Raw genomic sequence first — 18,584 nt, 5'->3', positions numbered from 1 at the left:
GATCAGTGTTGTCTGAAATTTCGCAAAGAAGTGTGGGGGCGGCTGCCCCCACACATGAGCCGTTTACAAATGAACGGTCAGGCCAGCATCAGCTATTGGGCAACAACCGGCACGTAATGCTCTTGATATACCGCGTCTCGGCAATCGCCGGGTGCACCGGATGGTCCGGGCCCTGGCCGCCGCGCTCCAGCATCTGGATATTGCGGTCCAGGTGGCGTGCGCTGGTCAGCAGGATGTTTTGCAGGTCGTCTTCCGGCAGGTGCATGGAGCACGAAGCGCTGACCAGGATGCCGTCCTTGCTGAGCAGGCGCATGGCTTGCTCGTTGAGGCGGCGGTAAGCGCCTTCGCCGTTTTTCATGTCTTTTTTGCGTTTGATAAAGGCCGGTGGGTCGGCGACGATCACGTCGAAGCGCTCTTCGCTGGCTTTGAGCTCCTTGAGGGCTTCAAAGACGTCGCCTTCGATGCAGGTCATTTTCTCGGCAAAGCCGTTCAGCGCGGCATTGCGCTCCACGCCGTCGAGGGCGAAGGCCGAAGCGTCGACGCAGAACACTTCACTGGCGCCGAACGCCGCGGCTTGCACACCCCAGCCGCCGATGTAGCTGTACAGGTCCAGTACGCGTTTGCCTTTGGCATACGGCGCCAGACGGGCACGGTTCATGCGGTGGTCGTAGAACCAACCGGTTTTCTGGCCCTGGATCACCGGGGCTTCGAACTTCACGCCGTTTTCTTCCAGCGCCACCCACTCCGGCACCAGGCCGAACACGGTTTCGACGTAACGGTTCAGACCTTCGGCGTCGCGTGCGGCGGAGTCGTTCTTGAACAGGATACCGCTGGGCTTGAGCACTTGGGTCAGCGCGGCGATCACGTCGTCTTTATGGGCTTCCATGGTCGCCGAGGCGATCTGCACCACCAGAATGTCGCCGAAACGGTCGACCACCAAGCCCGGCAGCAGGTCGGAATCGCCGTAGACCAGGCGGTAGAACGGCTTGTCGAACAGGCGATCACGCAGGGACAGGGCAACGTTCAGGCGGTGCACCAGCAGCGACTTGTCCAATGGCAACTTGATGTCGCGCGACAGCAGGCGGGCGCAGATCAGGTTGTTCGGGCTCATGGCCACGATGCCCAGGGTCTTGCCGCCGGCAGCTTCCAGGATGGCCTGGTCGCCTGCCTGGAAACCGTGGAGTGGGGTGGCGGCCACGTCGATTTCGTTGCTGTAGACCCACAGGTGGCCGTTGCGCAAACGACGATCGGCGTTGGCTTTGAGACGCAGGCTTGGCAGGGACATGACGTCGCTCCGGAAAAAAGAGCGGGAGTATACCCTTTGCGCGCCGGTTCATGTGGGAGCTGGCTTGCCTGCATGCCGACGGCGCGGTGTATCTGACGTACGGCGGCGATGCTATCGCAGGCAAGCCAGCTCTCACATTGATCGGGTTTTTGAGGTGTCGGTCAGCTTTGCTTAAGGGTTAGAATCGCGGCCTAGCCCGGAGTGTGTACTTATGTCCCAAGAGCTTACCGCCGAACAGATTCAACAGGCCCTGCAAGGCATCAGCGTGCCGCCGCAGCCGCAGATCATGGTGGATTTGCAGATGGAGCAGTACATGCCCGATCCGGATCTGGACGTGATCGCGCGGCTGATCTCCCAGGACCCGGGCCTGTCCGGCGCGCTGCTGAAAATCGTCAACTCGGCGCATTACGGCCTGAGCAACAAGATCGCCTCGATCCAACGCGCGGTGAACCTGCTGGGCAGCCGTTCGGTGATCAACCTAATCAACGCTCTGTCTATCCGGGGCGAGATGAGCGATGAAACCATCGTCACCCTCAACCGTTTCTGGGACACCGCCCAGGATGTGGCCATGACCAGCCTGAGCGTGGCCAAACGCACCGGTTCTCAGGCGGTGGACGAAGCTTATGCTCTGGGGCTGTTCCACGATTGCGGCGTGCCGCTGATGCTCAAACGGTTCCCCAACTATATGCCGGTGCTCGAAGAGGCCTACGCCAACGCCGGGCCGGACTGCCGCGTGGTCGATACCGAGAACAACGCGTTCAATACCAACCATGCGGTGGTGGGTTACTACACCGCCAAGTCCTGGCGTTTGCCGGAACATGTGACCGACGCGATTGCCAACCACCACAACGCCCTGGCGGTTTTCAGCGATGAGTCCTCGCGCAATGCGCCGCTGAAGAACTTGTTGGCGATCCTGAAAATGGCCGAGCACATCTGCGCGTCCTATCGGGTGCTGGGCAACCAGTCGGTGGACCATGAGTGGAATGCCGTCGGCCACCTGGTGCTCGATTACGTGGGCCTGTCGGACTACGACTTCGAGAGCATGAAGTTGTCGATCCGCGAATTGGGCGCGAACTGATTTATTACCCAAGAGGCGTACATGCCCGAGTTACCTGAAGTCGAAACCACCCGACGCGGGATCGCCCCGCACCTGGAGGGGCAGCGCGTCAGCCGTGTGGTGGTGCGCGAGCGGCGCCTGCGCTGGCCGATTCCCGAAGACCTGGATGTGCGCCTCTCCGGGCAGCGCATCGTGCTGGTTGAACGGCGCGCCAAGTACCTGTTGATCAATGCCGAAGTGGGCACCCTGATCAGCCACTTGGGCATGTCCGGTAATTTGCGTCTGGTGGAAACCGGCATGCCGGCGGCCAAGCATGAGCATGTGGACATCGAACTCGAATCCGGCCTGGCCCTGCGCTACACCGACCCGCGGCGTTTCGGCGCGATGCTCTGGAGCCAGGACCCGCACAACCACGAGCTGCTGCTGCGCCTGGGGCCGGAACCGTTGACCGACCTGTTCGACGGCGAGCGCCTGTTTCAACAGTCGCGCGGCAAGTCCATGGCGGTCAAACCGTTCATCATGGACAACGCGGTGGTGGTCGGTGTGGGCAATATCTATGCGACGGAAGCGTTGTTTGCGGCGGGGATCGATCCGCGTCGCGCGGCCGGCGGCATTTCACGCGGGCGTTATTTAAAGCTCGCGATCGAGATCAAGCGCGTGCTGGCGGCGGCCATCGAGCGCGGCGGCACGACGTTGCGGGATTTCATTGGTGGCGACGGGCAGCCGGGGTACTTCCAGCAGGAACTGTTCGTCTACGGCCGAGGCGGCGAGGCGTGCAAGGTCTGCGGGACTGAGCTGCGCAATGTGGTGCTGGGGCAGCGGGCCAGTGTGTTTTGCCCCAGGTGCCAGAGCTGATTGCTGGGTGATGGCTGGTATCGCTATCGGGGGCAAGCCCACTCCCACAGTTTGTGAATACATTCAAAAAATGTGAGAGGGGGCTTGCCCCCGATAAGGCCCTAACAGGCACTAAATAGGCTCAATTCTTAGCGGTAATCTTCCGGTACTTATCCATCAACTGCTCGTGCGTCTCCGGATGGGCTTCATCCAGCGGAATGCAATCTACCGGGCACACCTGCTGGCATTGAGGCTCGTCGTAATGGCCGACGCACTGGGTGCAGAGGTTGGGGTCAATCACGTAGATCTCTTCGCCTTGAGAGATTGCAGCGTTCGGACACTCGGGTTCGCAGACGTCGCAATTGATGCAATCGTCGGTGATGATCAGGGACATGGAAACTCCTGCCAAGGCCGTCAGCCAAGGCATCTGAAAACGAATGCGCGCAATTGTGCCGCATTGGCGCCCGCAGTGCGAGCAGGCGCCGATTGAGCGGTCTTACTTCTTGAAGCGCAGCGTCAGCGCATCGGCCACGGCCGGATGCACGAACTTGGTGATATCCCCGCCCAATGCCGCGATTTCTCGGACCAACGTCGAGGAAATAAACGAATAACGCTCCGACGGCGTGAGGAACAGGCTCTCGACATCCGGCGCCAGTTGGCGGTTCATGTTGGCCAGTTGGAATTCGTATTCGAAGTCCGACACCGCCCGCAGGCCACGCAGGAATACATTGGCGTTCTGCTCTTTGGCGAAATGCGCCAACAACGTGGAGAAGCCGACGACTTCCACGTTAGGCAAATGCTTGGTGACCTCACGCGCCAGCTCCACGCGCTGTTCCAGGGGAAACAGCGGGTTTTTCTTGGGGCTGGCAGCGACCGCGATGATCACATGGTCGAACAAGCGAGAGGCGCGTTCGACCAGATCGCCATGGCCTTTGGTAATCGGGTCGAAGGTACCTGGGTACAACACTCGGTTCATCGCGTCGTCCTGGCGGAGTCCGTTGGGGAACCGGATGGTATCGCAGCCTTCCCGGTCGGCCAAGTCGACTTACGTAGATAAATGCCGTGAATCCTAGGTGTTTTCACGCCGTTTTCAGACGTTCGGCCAATGAAGTCGCCAGTTTCGCGGTCAATCCATACACCGATAATTGCGGGTTGGCTCCGATGCTGGTGGGGAACAATGAGCCATCGTGGATGGACAGATTGCGCAATTGGTGATGACGGCCAAGGCTGTCGGCCACGGCCATTTTGGGGTCTTCACCCATGGCGCAACCGCCCATCACATGAGCGCTGCCCAGGCAGGTGCGGTGCAGTTCCAGATTGAGACCCTCGATCAGCGTGCGGGCTTCGGCCAGGGTTTTCACATAGCGTGCATCGTGATGCAGCGGTTTGACCGACTTGGCACCCGCCGCGAACTGGATCTCGGCCATGCTTTGGAAGGCCCGGCGTAGACCGTCCCAGGCGTAATCTGAGACCTGATAGTCGAGCACTGGCGTGCCGTCGCCGCGCAGTTCCACATTGCCGCCCGGGCTGTCAGGGTGGAAACCGTCGCGCAGCAACGCCAGCATCGCGTGGGTATTGGGCAACTGGCTCATATCGAGCGCATTCTGTGTGCCGTAGCCGCCCAGCAGAGTGCTGGCCAGCGCCGGATGCAGCGGTGGCGCTTCGAGTTTGTAGGACATTTTACCGGTAGTGCCGTCCTGCCATTGGAAATGGTCGGAGTAGATCGACTGCGGCGCGCCGTAGAACGGGTTGATCACCTCGTCGAACAGCGCCGCGGAGAAATTCACCAAGTGCAGAAAGGTCCGCTTGCCCAGCCGCGAATGTGGGTCCGGCGCGTCCGAACGCATTAGCAACGCCGGGCTGTTGATGCCGCCCCCGGCCAGTACATAGTGTTTGGCGTTGACCGTGATTTTGCGCCCTGTGGGTGCTACGCAGCGGGCGTCCATCGCCATGCATTCCAGGCTGCTGACGGTGTCGCCGCGGTATTTGAAATGCTCGGCCCGCGCCAGGTAGAGCAGCTCCCCGCCGTGTTCCAAGGTGGAGGGGATGGTGGTGACCAGCATCGATTGCTTGGCATTGACCGGGCAGCCCATGCCGCAATAACCCAAGTTAAAGCAGCCACGCACGTTGCGCGGGATCACATGCCAGCTGTAGCCGAGTTTTTCGCAGCCCTTGCGGATCACATCGTTGTTGGGGTTGGGCGGGACGGCCCACGGGGCGATGCCCAGGCGTTGCTCCATTTTTTCGAACCACGGCGCCATCTCGGCGCTGCTGTGGCCCTTGACCGCATATTCGCTGGCCCAGTGGGAAAGGGTCGCGTCCGGTGTACGAAAACTTGAGGTCCAGTTGATCAGTGTCGTACCGCCCACCGCGCGGCCCTGGAGGATGGTGATCGCCCCGTCCTTGCTCATGCGGCCAATGCCTTCCTGATACAGGCTGGTGTAGGCCTCGTCCTCAAGCAACTTGAAGTCGCTGCTGGTCTTGAGCGGGCCTTCTTCGATCAGCAGCACCTTGTAACCGGCCGCGCTGAGAATTTCAGCAGTGGTGCCGCCCCCAGCGCCGCTGCCGATGATCGCCACGTCGGCTTCCAGGGTCAGGTCTTGATCGAGGGCGCTGCCATTGTGGGTTTTCCAGCCACGGGCCAGGCCTTCGCGGAACAGATCGGGTACGGGCATCAGGGTCGTCTCTTGTTTTTATTGTGGGGGATGCGGATCAGATCTTCGGCGGCCCGGGGTAGCCGCAATGGGCCCAGGACACCGGCTGGAAGTACCAGGCCATGATCACCAGCTTGAGCAGCGAGCCCTGGCCCATGCGCAGCAGGTTCAGGTAACTGTTTTCCCAGCGCTGCAGAAAGTGGCGGATCTGTTCAGCGCTGGCGTTTTCCCAACTGCCCCAGATTCCGGTAAGCGGGCCGCGAGTGAGGCCCATGCTCAGCACGTCGAACAATTGCTGGGTGAGCTTGAACATTTCCGGCGACAGGTGCTGCAGACTGAAGTCGAGTTTTTTCAGCGTGCCGTCGATGCCGCTGGCGACCGCCTGGGCGCTTGCTACGCCCTCCAATAAGACAGGGATCACCGCGCGCAAAAACGGCAGATCGCTGTTGCGCAGCATGGCAAAGCCGCTGGCCGGAGTGCTGCTGGAGCAGCCAGTAAGGCTGGCGCCCAGCCCTGCTGTGGCCAGGAAGGCACTGGCGCACAGGCCGATTTTCAAGACGCCGCGCCGTGACAGCGCGGGGGAATCCGTGAGGCTAGGGTTCATTGTTGTTGTTATCCCGTAGGTGGCGGAATCAGCGGACGAACAGCTTCTGGATCAACTTCTGTATGGACTTGCCGTAGGGCGGGTAGATCAGCTTCGCCGCGTTCAGACGTTGCTTGATCAGCACCCCCTTGGCCTTGCTGAACGTCAGGAAACCTTCGTGACCGTGGTAGTGGCCCATGCCCGAGGGGCCGATGCCGCCGAACGGCATATCGTCCTGGGCTACGTGCAGCAGGGTGTCGTTCAGGCACACGCCACCGGAATGGGTTTCGTGCAGCACGCGCTGTTGTTCGCCCTTGTTGTAGCCGAAGTAGTACAGCGCCAGCGGGCGAGGCCGTTGGTTGATGTAGGCAAAGGCCTGATCGAGGCCGCGATACGGCACGATCGGCAGCACCGGGCCGAAGATTTCGTCCTGCATCACGGTCATGTCGTCGCTGACGTTAAGGAGCAGGCTGTGAGGCATGCGTCGCCCCTGGCCTTGGTCGTACAGCGGGATCAGGGTGGCGCCCTTGTCTGTGGCGTCTTTGACGTACGCGTTGAGCCTGGCCAGTTGTCGCTCATTGATAATTGCGGTGTAGTCCGGGTTGTCGGCCAGCGTGGGATAAAACCCGCGAACGGCGTTGCTGTAAGCCTCGATAAACCCCTCGACACGGTCTTCTGGCACCAGCACGTAATCCGGCGCTACGCAGGTCTGCCCGGCGTTCAGCGCTTTGCCGAAGGCGATGCGTTCGGCGGCGTCCTTGAGCGGTACCTCCGTGGAAACGATGGCGGGCGATTTGCCGCCCAGTTCCAGGGTCACCGGCGTGAGGTGTTCCGCCGCCGCGCGCATTACATGCTTGCCGATACTGGTGGCGCCGGTGAAGAGCAAGTGATCGAAGCGCAGCCGGGAAAACGCGATCCCCATATCGGCCTCGCCGAGCACCACGCACACCAGGTCTTCGGGGAAGATTCTCGCCAGCAACGTCTTGAGCAGTTGCCCGGTGGCCGGCGTGGATTCACTGAGCTTGAGCATGACCCGGTTACCGGCCGCCAACGCGCCGACCAACGGGCCGATGGCCAGGTACAGCGGGTAGTTCCACGGCACGATGACGCCAACGACGCCCAGCGGCTGATAGATGACTTTGGCTGACGCCGGTTGGAAGGCAATGCCTACGGCGCGTCGGGAGGGTTTCATCCAACGCTTGAGGTGTTTGCTGGCGTAGTGAATGCCATGCAGGCTGGGCATCAGTTCGGCGAAGAGGGTTTCGTCGGCACTGCGGTGGCTGAAGTCCTGGCTGATCGCATCGATCAACGCCTGGCGTTCATTGCTGAGCAGATCCCGCAGGGCTTTGAGCCATTGTTGACGCTGCGCAGCCGGCGGCATGGGATTGGCAGCGTAGGCACGCTGCTGTGCGTCGAACAGACCCTGGAGTTGATCCAGTGCCTGAGAATCTTGCAGGTAGGCAACGTTGGCAGACATGGCGCAGTACCGATTGTTATTGGTCTGCGTGGATTTTTAGAGTCATTACTCTAAATTGTCAAATAACATTGCAGCAACATGATGGATTTATCCAGGCCGGGATAGCCCGTAAGATGCTCCATCCCGTGTATAGAAGCTGATCCCCTATGGCACCACGAGTAAAGACCAGCGAGCGTATTGTGCAAACCAGCCTGGAGCTTTTTAACCAGCAGGGCGAGCGCAGTATCAGCACCAACCATATCGCCGCCCATATGGAAATTTCGCCGGGCAACCTGTACTACCACTTCCCCAACAAGCAGGCGATCATCGCCGTGCTGTTTCGCGAGTACGAAGCGCTGGTGGACAGTTTCCTGCGTCCGCCCCAAGGGCGTGCGATGCAGGTGGAGGATAAGCGTTTCTACCTGCAAGCCGTATTGGCCGGCATGTGGCGCTACCGTTTCCTGCACCGCGACCTTGAGCACCTGCTGGAAAGCGACCCGGAATTGGCCACTGGCTATCGGCGTTTTTCCCAGCGTTGCCTGATCCAGGGCGGCGCTATCTACCAGGGGTTTGTCGATGCCGGCATTCTCAATATGGACCCGGTGCAAACCGAAGCCCTGACCCTGAATGCCTGGATTATTCTCACGTCCTGGGTGCGTTTTCTGTGCACCACCAATGAGAATTCTGCCCACCTGAGTGCCGAAGCGATCAAGCGCGGGGTGTATCAGGTGCTGGTGCTGGAGGCCGGCTTCGTCACGCCCCAGGCGAAAGATGCGGTGGACGCACTGTTCAAAGAATTTTACGTGCCGTTGAATCAGGCACTGGAAGAAGTGAAGTAGGCCCTTTCTCGAATCTGTTTACAGGAGTCCGCCATGCCGCTTGCCCAACTGATCAGCCCCCAGCAATTGGCCGAGCGCCGCAAGGCCGGAGGCCTGGTGATGCTGGATTGCCGTTTCGCCCTGGAAGACCCGGAATACGGGCGTTGCAGCTATGCCGAAGGCCATATCGAGGGCGCGCAATATGCCGATCTTGAGCGCCACCTCAGCGGTCCGGTGGTAAAAGGCGTGACCGGCCGCCACCCTTTACCGGCGGCGGACACCTTCGCCGAGCAACTGCGGGCCTGGGGCATCAGTGCCGACACCGATATCGTGCTGTACGACGACGGCCCCGGCGCTTATGCCGCGCGGGCATGGTGGCTGCTGGCCTGGCTGGGCAAGCGCGACGGCGTGTCCATTCTGGATGGCGGCCTCAAGGCTTGGCACAGCGCCGGGTTCCCATTGAGCCTTGACGTGCCGGTAACCGAACCGGGGAGCTTTGTCGGCCAGCCGGACAATCATCTGCTGCTGGACGCCGAACACCTGCAAAAACGCCTGGGCCAGCCGGGCATGACCTTGATCGATGCCCGCGCCCCCGCGCGTTTTCGCGGCGAAGTCGAACCCATCGACCCAATTGCCGGGCATATTCCCGGTGCGCAGTGCGCGGCATTCAATGAAAACCTCGGCAGCGACGGGCGCTTTCTGCCGGCCGAACAACTCAAGCAACGCTTCGCTGCGCAGTTGCAGGGGCGCTCGCCGGAAGAACTGGTGGCCTATTGCGGTTCGGGAGTGACGGCGTGCCACAACCTGTTCGCCCTGAGCCTGGCAGGTTATCCACTGGGTAAGTTGTATGCGGGGTCGTGGAGCGAGTGGATCACCGATTCGAAGCGGGCGATTGCTACGGGCGATTGATCGCCCACTCGTTTAGCCGTGCTGGGCCAATAGCCATTGGGGGATTCGACGCTCCAGGTAGTAGCCGGGGCGTTTCAGTGAGCCATCGACAAAGCCCACATGGCCACCCTTGGTCGTTAGCTCAAACTCGGTGCAATCCGATAGCTCGCTGGCCTCAGGCAAGCTATGGGCAAACACGAACGGGTCGTCGGCGGCCTGGATAATCAGGGTTGGGGTGCGGATGCCGCCCAGATAGTAACGGCTCGACGCGCGGCGGTAATAATCCTCGGCACTCAGAAAACCGTGCAGCGGCGCGGTGACCCGGCCGTCAAAGTCCCAAAACGTGTGCATCTTCTCCAGCGAGCCGAGGGCCTCCAGGGTTTTCAGTCCCTCCACCTGGCCATCCTGTAGGAAGCGGCGTTGCTTGACGCGGATATACGCGAGCATTTCGCGCATGAAGTGTTTCTGATACACCCGCGAAAACCCCAGCCCGATGCGATCGGCGCACTGATCCAGGCGAAACGGCACCGACACCGCCGCTGCGCCTTGCAGGCCGGACATTTCCCCTGTTTCCCCTAAATGCTTGAGCAACACGTTGCCACCCAGGGAGTAACCCACCGCGTACAAGGGCGCCAACGGTCGCTTGGCGCGCAGGTGCGTAATGGTCGCCGCGAGGTCTTCGCTGGCGCCGGAGTGGTAGCTGCGCGCCAACAGGTTCGGCTCGCCGGAGCAGCCCCGCCAGTTCAGCGCGACACTGGCCCAGCCCTGACCGGCGAGGACTTTCTGCAAGCCCGCGACATAGGGGGAGTTGGATGAGCCGGTCAGCCCATGCAGCACCAGCACCAGCGGCACGTGTGCGTCGTGAGGGCCATGCCAGTCAAGGTCGAGAAAGTCGCCGTCGTCCAGCCACAGACGCTCGCGTTGGCGCTCAATGTGGGTTGTGGGGCGCAACAGCGGCCCCCACAGTGTTTGCAGGTGGGGGTTGCCGAGGCCGAAGGCGGGGGTGAACAGGTCGGAGGTCGGTGTCATGAAACTCTCAGTCTGTGGCGAGCCTGCCCGCCACAAGAATCCGCGTGCTGAAAAGCATTAAGCGCCGCTTTCGACCAACCGATGCCACAACGCGTAAAACACCCGCCCGGATTTTTGCTCCCGATGCAGGCGCCATGCGCCAGGCAGGCCCAGGGTAGAGGGTGCGGTTTCGCTTTCAGTGTAGATCCACGCATCGGCTGCCAGCCATTGGCGTTCTTCCAGCAGCGCACACACCGTGGGCAACAGGTTCTGGTTGAACGGTGGGTCGAGGAATACCACGTCGTATTCACTGGCGGGCTGGGTTTCCAGATAGCGCAGGGCGTCGGCGGTTTGCACCTGACCATTGGTGCAGCGCAAGGTGCCCAGATGCTCCTTGAGGCTGGACACCGCGACATTGCTGGCGTCCAGCGCCTGGGCCTGGGCGGCGCCACGGGACAACGCTTCCAGGAACAACGCGCCGCTGCCGGCAAACGGGTCCAGCACCTTGGCCCCGCCGATGTACGGCGCGAGCCAGTTGAACAGGGTTTCGCGCACGCGATCCGGTGTTGGGCGCAGGCCCACCACGTCGGGGAAGCTTAGCTTGCGGCTGCCCCACTCACCGCCAATGATGCGCAGTTGGCCCACACCGTTATGTACGTTGTGGACAGGTTTTTTCGGGCGAGATGAACTGGCCATTAATGCTCCGGGACCCCGAGCGGCTGCTCGGCGGGTTTATCAGTAGGGGGCGGTAGTGGCTTCTGCGCAATGGTCGGGCCGGCGGTCACGATGACCATCTTGTCGGCGCTCAAGTGTTTGTTCAGCGCAGCCTTGACCTGCTCTACGGTCAAAGCCTGGGATTGTTTCATGAAATCTTCCAGATAGCTCAGCGGCAGGTTGTAGAAACCCATCGCCCCCAACTGGCCGACGATATCGGCGTTGCTCGCGGTCGAGAGCGGGAAGCTGCCGGCCAGCTCGCGCTTGGCGTCATCCAGCTCCTTCTGGGTGGGGCCGGTCTTGAGGTAATCGGCCAGCACTTGCTCCACCAGACGCAGGGTGCCGCCGCTCATTTCGGCGCGGGTCTGCAGGTTGATCATGAACGGGCCACGCACCTGCATCGGCGAGAAACCGGAGTACACGCCATAGGTCAGGCCGCGCTTCTCGCGTACTTCGCTCATCAAGCGTGTGCCGAAACCGCCGCCACCGAGGATCTGGTTGCCCAGGGACAAGGCTGCGTAGTCCGGGTCGGCGCGGTCGATGCCCAGTTGGGCGAACAGCAGGTGAGTCTGCTTGGAAGGGAACTCGATATGGCTCAGGCCGGCCTTGGGCTCGTCGGGCTGGGCGATTTTCGGCAGGGCAGGGCCCTTGGGCAGCGAGGCGGACACCTTGGCGGTCATGGCTTCGGCTTCGGCGCGGGACAAGTCGCCCACTACCGCAATCACCGCATTACCGGCGGCATAAGCTTTGGCGTGAAAGGCCTGCAACTGCGCCAGGGTGATGTTCGGCACGCTTTCTGGCGTGCCTTCACTGGCATGGGCATACGGATGATTGCCATATAGACGCTTGAACAACTCAAGGCTCGCCAGTTTGGCGGGGTTCTGCTTCTGATACTCGAAGCCGGCGAGGATCTGGTTCTTGATGCGCGCCAGGGAATCGGCCGGGAAAGTCGGTTGGCCGATCACCTGGTCGAATAGCGCCAGGGCTGCATCGCGCTTGGCACTGTCGCTGAGGCTGCGCAGGGACACCAGCGCCATGTCGCGGTAGGCGCCATTGCCGAAGTCGGCACCCAGGCCTTCAAAACCACTGGCGATCTGGCTGACATCCTTGCCCGGCACGCCTTCGTTAAGCATGGCGTTGGTCATCAACGCCAGACCTGGCACGTCACCGTCCTGGCTGCTGCCGGCGGCGAACAGGATGCGCATGTCGAACATGGGCAGTTCATGGGCTTCGACGAACAGCACTTTGGCGCCTTCGGCGGTGGTCCAGGTCTGCACATCCAGCTTGCGGTTGGTCGGCGCCTTGCCGTCCAGTTCTGCCAGGGATTGCAGCTTGTTGGCCGATTGCGCTTGATCCAGCGCCTGACTGGCCACCGACTCGCTGGGCCGCAGGAAGTACACGGCGCTCGCGGCGATCAAGGTAACGGCGATCAGGCCGGGCAGAATCAGACGGCTGCTTTTGCGATCACTCATGAGCGGTCTCCTCGGGCAGAACATGGGCGACGCTCAAACGTTCGCGGGTGAAGTAGGTGCGGGCGGCTTTCTGGATGTCTTGCGGGGTCACGCTTTGCAGGTCGGCGAGTTCGCTGTCCATGAGTTTCCATGACAGCCCCACCGTCTCCAGGGAGCCGATGGCCGTGGCCTGGCTGGTGATGGAGTCCCGCTGATAGACCAGGCCGGCGATGACCTGGGCACGGATGCGTTCCAGTTCTTCAGCGGTCGGCGGTTTGGCTTTCAATTCGTCCAGCAGGCGCCACAGGCCGGCCTCGGCTTGGGCGATGGTCTTTTTCTTCTGCTGGTTCGGCGTGGCCGAGAGGGTGAACAGGGTGTCGCCACGGGTATAGGCGTCGTAATTGGTAGAGGCGGCGGATACCAGCTCTTCACCACGTTCCAATTGCTCGGAAATACGCGCGCTATAGCCGCCATCCAGCAGAGCCGAGATCAGGCGCAGGGCCTGCACCGAGCGTTTGTCTTCGGCAGTGGCGAGGCCGGGTACGTTGAAGCCGAGGATTACGCTTGGCAGTTGGGTCTGCACGCGCATTGTCAGCAGGCGCTCGCCGGGTTCGGCCAGCTCCATGGGGATCTTGGCCGGTGGCACGTCACGTTTGGGGATCGGGCCGAAGTAGCGCTGGGCCAGGTTCTTCACCTCGTCCGGGGTCACGTCGCCGACCACCACGAGGGTGGCGTTGTTGGGCACATACCAGGATTGGTACCAGTGGCGCAGCTCCTCGACCTTCATGCGTTCCAGGTCCGCCATCCAGCCGATGGTCGGCGTGTGATAGCCGCTGGCCGGGAAAGCCATCGCCTTGAAGCGTTCGAAGGCTTTTGACATCGGGTTGTCGTCGGTACGCAGACGGCGCTCTTCCTTGATGACCTCGATCTCGCGGCTGAACTCATCGGCCGGCAAGCGCAGGCTGGCCATGCGGTCCGCTTCCAACTCGAAGGCAACGCCCAGGCGGTCGCGGGCCAGTACTTGGTAGTAGGCGGTGTAGTCGTCGCTGGTGAACGCATTTTCTTCGGCGCCGAGGTCGCGCAGGATCAGCGAGGCTTCGCCCGGGCCGACCTTGGCGCTGCCCTTGAACATCATGTGCTCCAGAGCGTGGGACAAACCGGTCTGGCCCGGGGTTTCATAGCTTGAGCCGACCTTGTACCAAACCTGGGAAACCACCACAGGCGCGCGATGGTCTTCGCGTACGACCACCTTGAGGCCGTTATCGAGGGTGAATTCATGGGTCGGTTGTGGATCGGCAGCCAAGGCTGAAAGAGGCAGACAAACTGTGCTGAACAGCAGGCCTGCGGCGCGGCGGGCGAGAGCATTCATTCGTTTTTTAACCTGTTGGGCGGCCCGCTTGGTCTTAGCGTCGGCGGGCGAGGAGGTGCTAGGATACTGATCCGATTTAACGACGGCCACGGCTATCAGGCTCGGGGTGCTTACGTCGCCTCGTATGCAGCCGTAGGAATCATGGAATAAACAGTGGTTTTCCCTGACGTTATTCTATTTTTCGCCGATTTTGTGTCGCTAAAGCCCTGTATTGAATCGTTTTCCTGAGGCTTTATTTGGCCTTAAAAAATGTTGCGCATGAACAAGCGGGCGTTAAAGCAGTCTGTTCTGCATCGAATTTTATTTACCGAGGCGCCCTGGCGCGTCGCTACTTTGAGATAGCCGTCCTCCATGTTTGGTTCCAACGACGACAAGAAGACCCCAGCTGCGGCTGGCGAGAAAAAAGGCCTGTTCGGATGGCTGCGCAAAAAGCCGCAGGAAACCGTCGTCGAACAGCCCCAGGTTCAACCTGAGCCTATTCCCGAGCCTCTGATAGAAGCCGCACCGGTTGCCGAGACACCGGCGCCCGTGGTGTTGCCTCTGGCCGAGCCGGTATTGCAGCCGGTGGTCGAAGCGGCGCCAGAGCCAGAGCCAGAGCCAGAGCCAGAGCACAAGCCGTGGCCGGAACTGCCGGTGGCCGAGGAGCCTGTTGCGCTGGTCGACGATGTGCAGGCTGAGCATGTGGTGCCGCCGATTCCGCCGGTGATCGAGCCCGAGCTGCAACCTGTGGTCGTCGAGCCGACGCCCGCTGCGGTGCCAGTGCAGGAGGTCGCGCCTGCGGTCATCGCCCCGGCGCCCGCCGAAACCAGCAAGACTGGCTTCTTTGCCCGCCTCAAGCAGGGCCTCAGCAAGACCAGCGCCAGCATCGGCGAAGGCATGGCTAGCCTGTTCCTGGGCCGCAAGACCATCGATGACGAACTGCTTGAAGACATCGAAACCCGTCTGCTGACCGCTGACGTCGGCGTCGAAGCCACTGCGGTGATCATCCAGAGCCTGACCCAGAAGGTCGCGCGCAAACAGTTGACCGACGCCGACGCGCTCTACAAGTCTCTGCAGGCCGAACTGGCAGCGATGCTCAAACCGGTCGAAGCTCCGCTGGTGATCACGCCGAACAAACCATTTGTGATTCTGGTGGTGGGCGTCAACGGCGCCGGTAAAACCACCACCATTGGCAAGTTGGCCAAGAAGCTGCAGTCGGAAGGCAAAAAAGTCATGCTCGCCGCCGGCGACACCTTCCGCGCCGCTGCCGTGGAGCAACTGCAAGTCTGGGGTGAGCGCAATAAGATCGCGGTCATCGCCCAGCACACCGGCGCCGATTCTGCGTCGGTAATCTTCGATGCTGTGCAGGCCGCCAAGGCCCGCAACATTGATGTGCTGATTGCAGATACCGCCGGTCGCCTGCACACCAAAGACAACTTGATGGAAGAGCTGAAAAAAGTGCGTCGCGTGATCGGCAAGCTCGATGCCGACGCGCCCCATGAAGTGCTGCTGGTGCTGGACGCCGGCACGGGCCAGAACGCTATCAGTCAGGCCAAGCAGTTCAACCAGACGGTGCAGTTGACCGGCTTGGCCTTGACCAAGCTCGACGGCACGGCCAAGGGCGGCGTGATCTTCGCCCTGGCCAAACAGTTCGGGTTGCCGATTCGCTATATCGGTGTCGGTGAGGGTATCGACGACTTGCGCACCTTTGAAGCCGAACCCTTTGTCCAGGCACTGTTTGCCGAGCGGGAGCGTTCATGATTCGATTCGAACAGGTCGGTAAACGCTATGCCAACGGGCATGTCGGCTTGCATGAGCTGAGCTTTCGAGTGCGTCGCGGCGAATTCTTGTTTGTGACCGGCCATTCGGGCGCGGGCAAAAGCACCCTGCTGCGCCTGCTGCTGGCCATGGAACGCCCGACCACCGGCAAGCTGCTGTTGGCGGGCCAGGATCTGGCCACCATCAGCAATGCGCAGATTCCTTTCCTGCGCCGCCAGATCGGCGTGGTGTTCCAGAATCACCAGTTGCTGTTTGATCGCACGGTGTTCAATAACGTCGCGTTGCCGTTGCAGATTCTCGGGTTGTCCAAGGCCGAGATCATCAAGCGCGTGGATTCGGCCCTGGAGCGCGTAGCGCTGTCGGACAAGACCGACCTTTACCCCGGCGACCTGTCCACCGGCCAGCAACAGCGCGTCGGTATCGCCCGCGCCATCGTCCACCGTCCGGCCTTGCTGCTGGCGGACGAACCCACCGGTAACCTCGATCCGCGCCTGGCCGCCGAGATCATGGGGGTGTTTGAAGATATCAACCGACTGGGCACCAGCGTGCTGATCGCCAGTCACGACCTGGCGCTGATCGCGCGCATGCGCCATCGCATGCTGACCTTGCAGCGCGGTCGTTTGATCGGTGACGGGGAGGCTGGCGTATGAGTGCAACACGCAGTCCCAAGGTTTCCGAGCGCGTGGCCCCCAAGCCCGCCGATCCGCAACCGAAGAAGAAAAAACACGACGATGACGACGGGCCGGACTTCGGCACCCTGTTGCGCGCGTGGATCGAAAGCCATCGTGCCAGCTTGCTGGACAGCCTGCGTCGCCTGGGCAAGCAGCCGATCGGCAGCTTTTTCACCTGCCTGGTGATGGCCGTGGCCCTGAGCCTGCCGATGGGTTTGTCGCTGTTGCTCAATAATGTGGAGCGTCTGGGTGGTTCCTGGCAGCGCGCGGCGCAGATTTCGCTGTATCTGAATCTGGACGCCAGCGCCAAGGAGGGCGAAGCGCTGCGCGATGACATCAAGAACATGCCGGGCGTGGCGGATGCCGAGTACGTCAGCCGTGATCAGGCGCTTGAGGAGTTCCAGCAACAGTCCGGCCTGGGCGAGGCGCTCAAGGAGCTGCCGCAGAACCCGCTGCCGGGCGTGGTGCTGGTGACGCCGAACGAGGTCGACAAGACCGCCCTTGAAGCCCTGCGACAAAAACTCGCAGAGCTGCCCAAGGTGCAACAAGCGCAACTTGATCTAGTCTGGGTAGAGCGCCTGGCCGCGATTCTCAAGCTGGGTGACCGGTTTGTGTTCGGTTTGACGGTGTTGTTGGTGTCTGCATTACTTTTGGTGATAGGTAATACCATTCGTCTTCATATTGAAAACCGTCGCACCGAGATAGAAGTGATTAAACTGGTCGGCGGCACGGACAGCTATGTGCGTCGGCCTTTTCTGTACATGGGCGCGCTTTATGGCTTCGGTGCGGGGATTTTGTCCTGGGGTGTGCTGGCGTTCGGGCTGAACTGGCTGAACGATGCGGTGGTCGGGCTGGCCGGGCTGTACGGCAGCGATTTCGCCCTGGCGGGCGTGCCGGTTGCCGATGGTCTGTCACTCTTGCTCGGCGCGGTATTGTTGGGGTATATCGGTGCGTGGATTGCGGTCGCACGGCATTTACGTGAGCTGGCACCGAAGTAGTTAATGTCAGATTAATGTGGTTTCGTTTGTATTGACCGTATCAGTGGTTTAGGGAACTTGTCCTACGGTTTCCGGTCAATTTTCGCAGTGCTGAACTGCACGAGTTATGTGAGTCGGAGGTTTTTTCGTATGACCACTTCTTTGCAACCTGCTTATGCCTTGGTCCCAGGTGCGAACCTGGAAGCCTATGTGCACACGGTCAACAGCATTCCATTGCTGACGCCTGAGCAGGAGCGTGAACTGGCCGAGAGTCTCTACTATGAGCAGGATTTGGGGGCGGCTCGGCAGATGGTGCTCGCCCACCTGCGTTTTGTCGTACATATCGCCCGTAGCTATAGCGGCTACGGTCTGGCCCAGGCAGACCTGATCCAGGAAGGTAACGTCGGCCTGATGAAGGCGGTCAAGCGCTTCAACCCTGAAATGGGCGTGCGCCTGGTGTCGTTTGCCGTGCACTGGATCAAGGCGGAAATTCACGAGTTCATCCTGCGCAACTGGCGCATCGTGAAAGTCGCCACCACCAAGGCTCAGCGCAAGCTGTTCTTCAACCTGCGCAGCCAGAAAAAACGCCTGGCGTGGCTGAACAACGAGGAAGTCCACCGCGTGGCCGAAAGCCTCGGCGTGGAGCCCCGTGAAGTGCGCGAGATGGAAAGCCGTCTGACTGGCCATGACATGGCCTTTGACCCGGCCGCCGAAGCGGACGACGACAGCGCTTTCCAATCGCCGGCCAATTACTTGGAAGACCACCGGTACGACCCGGCGCGTCAGCTGGAAGATGCGGACTGGAGCGACAACTCCAATCACAACCTCCACGAAGCGCTGGAAGTGCTGGACGAGCGCAGCCGTGACATTCTTTACCAGCGCTGGTTGGCGGAAGAGAAAGCCACGCTGCACGACTTGGCGCAGAAGTACAACGTGTCGGCTGAGCGGATTCGCCAGCTTGAAAAAAGCGCGATGAACAAGCTGAAATTGTCCATCGCCGCTTAACAATGTGGGAGGGGGCTTGCCCCCCGATTGCGGTGGATCAGTCACACAGAAGTTGA

At 61.1% G+C, this 18,584-nt stretch carries 18 protein-coding genes; 8 read left to right on the top strand and 10 right to left on the bottom strand.

Annotated elements, in window-relative coordinates; all coding sequences use genetic code 11:
- Nucleotides 1–88 precede the first annotated feature (88 nt).
- Entirely contained in the window at nucleotides 89–1,285 is a 1,197-nt protein-coding gene (locus tag HRH33_RS25550; RefSeq protein ID WP_034101304.1) for a class I SAM-dependent rRNA methyltransferase, read from the bottom strand.
- Between the two features lie 265 nt (nucleotides 1,286–1,550).
- On the opposite strand from HRH33_RS25550, the gene HRH33_RS25545 reads away from it, so the two are divergent.
- Together HRH33_RS25545 and mutM are read left to right on the top strand one after the other, a co-directional pair.
- Entirely contained in the window at nucleotides 1,551–2,363 is an 813-nt protein-coding gene (locus tag HRH33_RS25545) for an HDOD domain-containing protein (protein WP_173603591.1), read from the top strand.
- Between the two features lie 21 nt (nucleotides 2,364–2,384).
- A complete protein-coding gene (mutM, locus tag HRH33_RS25540) occupies nucleotides 2,385–3,197 on the top strand; it encodes a bifunctional DNA-formamidopyrimidine glycosylase/DNA-(apurinic or apyrimidinic site) lyase (RefSeq protein WP_034101302.1) in 813 nt (270 codons plus the stop codon).
- Between the two features lie 121 nt (nucleotides 3,198–3,318).
- On the opposite strand, the gene HRH33_RS25535 is transcribed toward mutM, so the two are convergent.
- The 5 genes from HRH33_RS25535 to HRH33_RS25515 form a co-directional block, all read right to left on the bottom strand.
- Nucleotides 3,319–3,570, bottom strand: coding sequence for a YfhL family 4Fe-4S dicluster ferredoxin (locus HRH33_RS25535; protein WP_040266972.1), 252 nt, complete (start codon nucleotides 3,568–3,570; stop codon nucleotides 3,319–3,321).
- Between the two features lie 102 nt (nucleotides 3,571–3,672).
- The gene (gene coaD / locus HRH33_RS25530; RefSeq protein WP_003176711.1) at nucleotides 3,673–4,152 is read right to left on the bottom strand and encodes a pantetheine-phosphate adenylyltransferase; all 480 of its coding nucleotides are present in this window, start codon (nucleotides 4,150–4,152) and stop codon (nucleotides 3,673–3,675) included.
- A gap of 103 nt (nucleotides 4,153–4,255) precedes the next feature.
- Complete coding sequence (locus HRH33_RS25525) at nucleotides 4,256–5,851, bottom strand: GMC family oxidoreductase (RefSeq protein WP_040266975.1); 1,596 nt, start codon at nucleotides 5,849–5,851, stop codon at nucleotides 4,256–4,258.
- Nucleotides 5,852–5,888: 37 nt separating this feature from the next.
- Complete coding sequence (locus tag HRH33_RS25520) at nucleotides 5,889–6,434, bottom strand: twin-arginine translocation pathway signal protein (RefSeq protein ID WP_167417033.1); 546 nt, start codon at nucleotides 6,432–6,434, stop codon at nucleotides 5,889–5,891.
- A 28-nt stretch (nucleotides 6,435–6,462) separates the two neighbouring features.
- Nucleotides 6,463–7,890, bottom strand: a complete 1,428-nt coding sequence (locus HRH33_RS25515; RefSeq protein ID WP_173603569.1) for a coniferyl aldehyde dehydrogenase — start codon at nucleotides 7,888–7,890, stop codon at nucleotides 6,463–6,465.
- Between the two features lie 146 nt (nucleotides 7,891–8,036).
- Here HRH33_RS25515 and HRH33_RS25510 point away from each other — a divergent pair, with 146 nt between their 5' ends.
- Both HRH33_RS25510 and HRH33_RS25505 read left to right on the top strand, forming a co-directional pair.
- Nucleotides 8,037–8,708 (top strand): TetR/AcrR family transcriptional regulator, encoded by a 672-nt coding sequence (locus HRH33_RS25510; protein ID WP_034101297.1) that lies wholly within the window; start codon nucleotides 8,037–8,039, stop codon nucleotides 8,706–8,708.
- 33 nt (nucleotides 8,709–8,741) lie between these two features.
- Nucleotides 8,742–9,596: a sulfurtransferase gene (locus tag HRH33_RS25505; protein WP_167417034.1), complete on the top strand. Its 855-nt coding sequence runs from the start codon at nucleotides 8,742–8,744 to the stop codon at nucleotides 9,594–9,596.
- Nucleotides 9,597–9,608: 12 nt separating this feature from the next.
- Here the strand turns inward: HRH33_RS25505 and HRH33_RS25500 are convergent, their stop codons facing one another.
- The 4 genes from HRH33_RS25500 to HRH33_RS25485 are packed head-to-tail and all read right to left on the bottom strand — an operon-like array spanning nucleotide 9,609 to nucleotide 14,117.
- Nucleotides 9,609–10,604 (bottom strand): hydrolase, encoded by a 996-nt coding sequence (locus HRH33_RS25500; RefSeq protein ID WP_167417035.1) that lies wholly within the window; start codon nucleotides 10,602–10,604, stop codon nucleotides 9,609–9,611.
- Nucleotides 10,605–10,661: 57 nt separating this feature from the next.
- Entirely contained in the window at nucleotides 10,662–11,279 is a 618-nt protein-coding gene (gene rsmD / locus HRH33_RS25495; protein WP_034101294.1) for a 16S rRNA (guanine(966)-N(2))-methyltransferase RsmD, read from the bottom strand.
- On the bottom strand, nucleotides 11,279–12,769 hold the full coding sequence (locus HRH33_RS25490; protein ID WP_167417036.1) for a M16 family metallopeptidase: 1,491 nt from the start codon (nucleotides 12,767–12,769) through the stop codon (nucleotides 11,279–11,281). The genes rsmD and HRH33_RS25490 overlap by 1 nt, the downstream gene beginning before the upstream one ends.
- Nucleotides 12,762–14,117, bottom strand: coding sequence for a M16 family metallopeptidase (locus HRH33_RS25485; RefSeq protein ID WP_034101292.1), 1,356 nt, complete (start codon nucleotides 14,115–14,117; stop codon nucleotides 12,762–12,764). The genes HRH33_RS25490 and HRH33_RS25485 overlap by 8 nt, the downstream gene beginning before the upstream one ends.
- Before the next feature lie 351 nt (nucleotides 14,118–14,468).
- Between HRH33_RS25485 and ftsY the strand changes: the two genes are divergently transcribed.
- From ftsY to rpoH, 4 genes are all read left to right on the top strand, one after another.
- Nucleotides 14,469–15,857 carry a signal recognition particle-docking protein FtsY gene (gene ftsY / locus HRH33_RS25480; protein ID WP_167417037.1) on the top strand — a complete coding sequence of 463 codons (1,389 nt, stop codon included), beginning with the start codon at nucleotides 14,469–14,471 and terminating at the stop codon, nucleotides 15,855–15,857.
- Nucleotides 15,854–16,525 carry a cell division ATP-binding protein FtsE gene (gene ftsE, locus HRH33_RS25475; RefSeq protein WP_003176700.1) on the top strand — a complete coding sequence of 224 codons (672 nt, stop codon included), beginning with the start codon at nucleotides 15,854–15,856 and terminating at the stop codon, nucleotides 16,523–16,525. Before ftsY ends, ftsE begins: the two co-directional genes overlap by 4 nt.
- Complete coding sequence (gene ftsX, locus HRH33_RS25470; RefSeq protein ID WP_034101290.1) at nucleotides 16,522–17,544, top strand: permease-like cell division protein FtsX; 1,023 nt, start codon at nucleotides 16,522–16,524, stop codon at nucleotides 17,542–17,544. Before ftsE ends, ftsX begins: the two co-directional genes overlap by 4 nt.
- Nucleotides 17,545–17,673: 129 nt before the next feature.
- Nucleotides 17,674–18,528 (top strand): RNA polymerase sigma factor RpoH, encoded by an 855-nt coding sequence (gene rpoH, locus HRH33_RS25465; protein WP_005792286.1) that lies wholly within the window; start codon nucleotides 17,674–17,676, stop codon nucleotides 18,526–18,528.
- Nucleotides 18,529–18,584 lie beyond the last annotated feature (56 nt).

It is taken from the genome of Pseudomonas rhodesiae, from assembly GCF_013285305.1.
GTDB lineage: Bacteria > Pseudomonadota > Gammaproteobacteria > Pseudomonadales > Pseudomonadaceae > Aquipseudomonas > Aquipseudomonas rhodesiae.
This window is presented reverse-complemented; position numbering and strand designations above follow the sequence as displayed.

Excerpts from the sequence above, each read along its gene's own strand:
- HRH33_RS25550 (WP_034101304.1), bottom strand. The coding sequence starts at position 1,285 with ATGTCCCTGCCAAGCCTGCGTCTCAAAGCCAACGCCGATCGTCGTTTG.
- HRH33_RS25510 (WP_034101297.1), top strand. The coding sequence starts at position 8,037 with ATGGCACCACGAGTAAAGACCAGCGAGCGTATTGTGCAAACCAGCCTG.
- HRH33_RS25485 (WP_034101292.1), bottom strand. The coding sequence starts at position 14,117 with ATGAATGCTCTCGCCCGCCGCGCCGCAGGCCTGCTGTTCAGCACAGTT.
- HRH33_RS25505 (WP_167417034.1), top strand. The coding sequence starts at position 8,742 with ATGCCGCTTGCCCAACTGATCAGCCCCCAGCAATTGGCCGAGCGCCGC.
- rsmD (WP_034101294.1), bottom strand. The coding sequence starts at position 11,279 with ATGGCCAGTTCATCTCGCCCGAAAAAACCTGTCCACAACGTACATAAC.
- ftsY (WP_167417037.1), top strand. The coding sequence starts at position 14,469 with ATGTTTGGTTCCAACGACGACAAGAAGACCCCAGCTGCGGCTGGCGAG.
- HRH33_RS25490 (WP_167417036.1), bottom strand. The coding sequence starts at position 12,769 with ATGAGTGATCGCAAAAGCAGCCGTCTGATTCTGCCCGGCCTGATCGCC.
- HRH33_RS25525 (WP_040266975.1), bottom strand. The coding sequence starts at position 5,851 with ATGCCCGTACCCGATCTGTTCCGCGAAGGCCTGGCCCGTGGCTGGAAA.
- ftsE (WP_003176700.1), top strand. The coding sequence starts at position 15,854 with ATGATTCGATTCGAACAGGTCGGTAAACGCTATGCCAACGGGCATGTC.
- ftsX (WP_034101290.1), top strand. The coding sequence starts at position 16,522 with ATGAGTGCAACACGCAGTCCCAAGGTTTCCGAGCGCGTGGCCCCCAAG.
- rpoH (WP_005792286.1), top strand. The coding sequence starts at position 17,674 with ATGACCACTTCTTTGCAACCTGCTTATGCCTTGGTCCCAGGTGCGAAC.
- HRH33_RS25515 (WP_173603569.1), bottom strand. The coding sequence starts at position 7,890 with ATGTCTGCCAACGTTGCCTACCTGCAAGATTCTCAGGCACTGGATCAA.
- HRH33_RS25500 (WP_167417035.1), bottom strand. The coding sequence starts at position 10,604 with ATGACACCGACCTCCGACCTGTTCACCCCCGCCTTCGGCCTCGGCAAC.
- coaD (WP_003176711.1), bottom strand. The coding sequence starts at position 4,152 with ATGAACCGAGTGTTGTACCCAGGTACCTTCGACCCGATTACCAAAGGC.
- mutM (WP_034101302.1), top strand. The coding sequence starts at position 2,385 with ATGCCCGAGTTACCTGAAGTCGAAACCACCCGACGCGGGATCGCCCCG.
- HRH33_RS25535 (WP_040266972.1), bottom strand. The coding sequence starts at position 3,570 with ATGTCCCTGATCATCACCGACGATTGCATCAATTGCGACGTCTGCGAA.
- HRH33_RS25520 (WP_167417033.1), bottom strand. The coding sequence starts at position 6,434 with ATGAACCCTAGCCTCACGGATTCCCCCGCGCTGTCACGGCGCGGCGTC.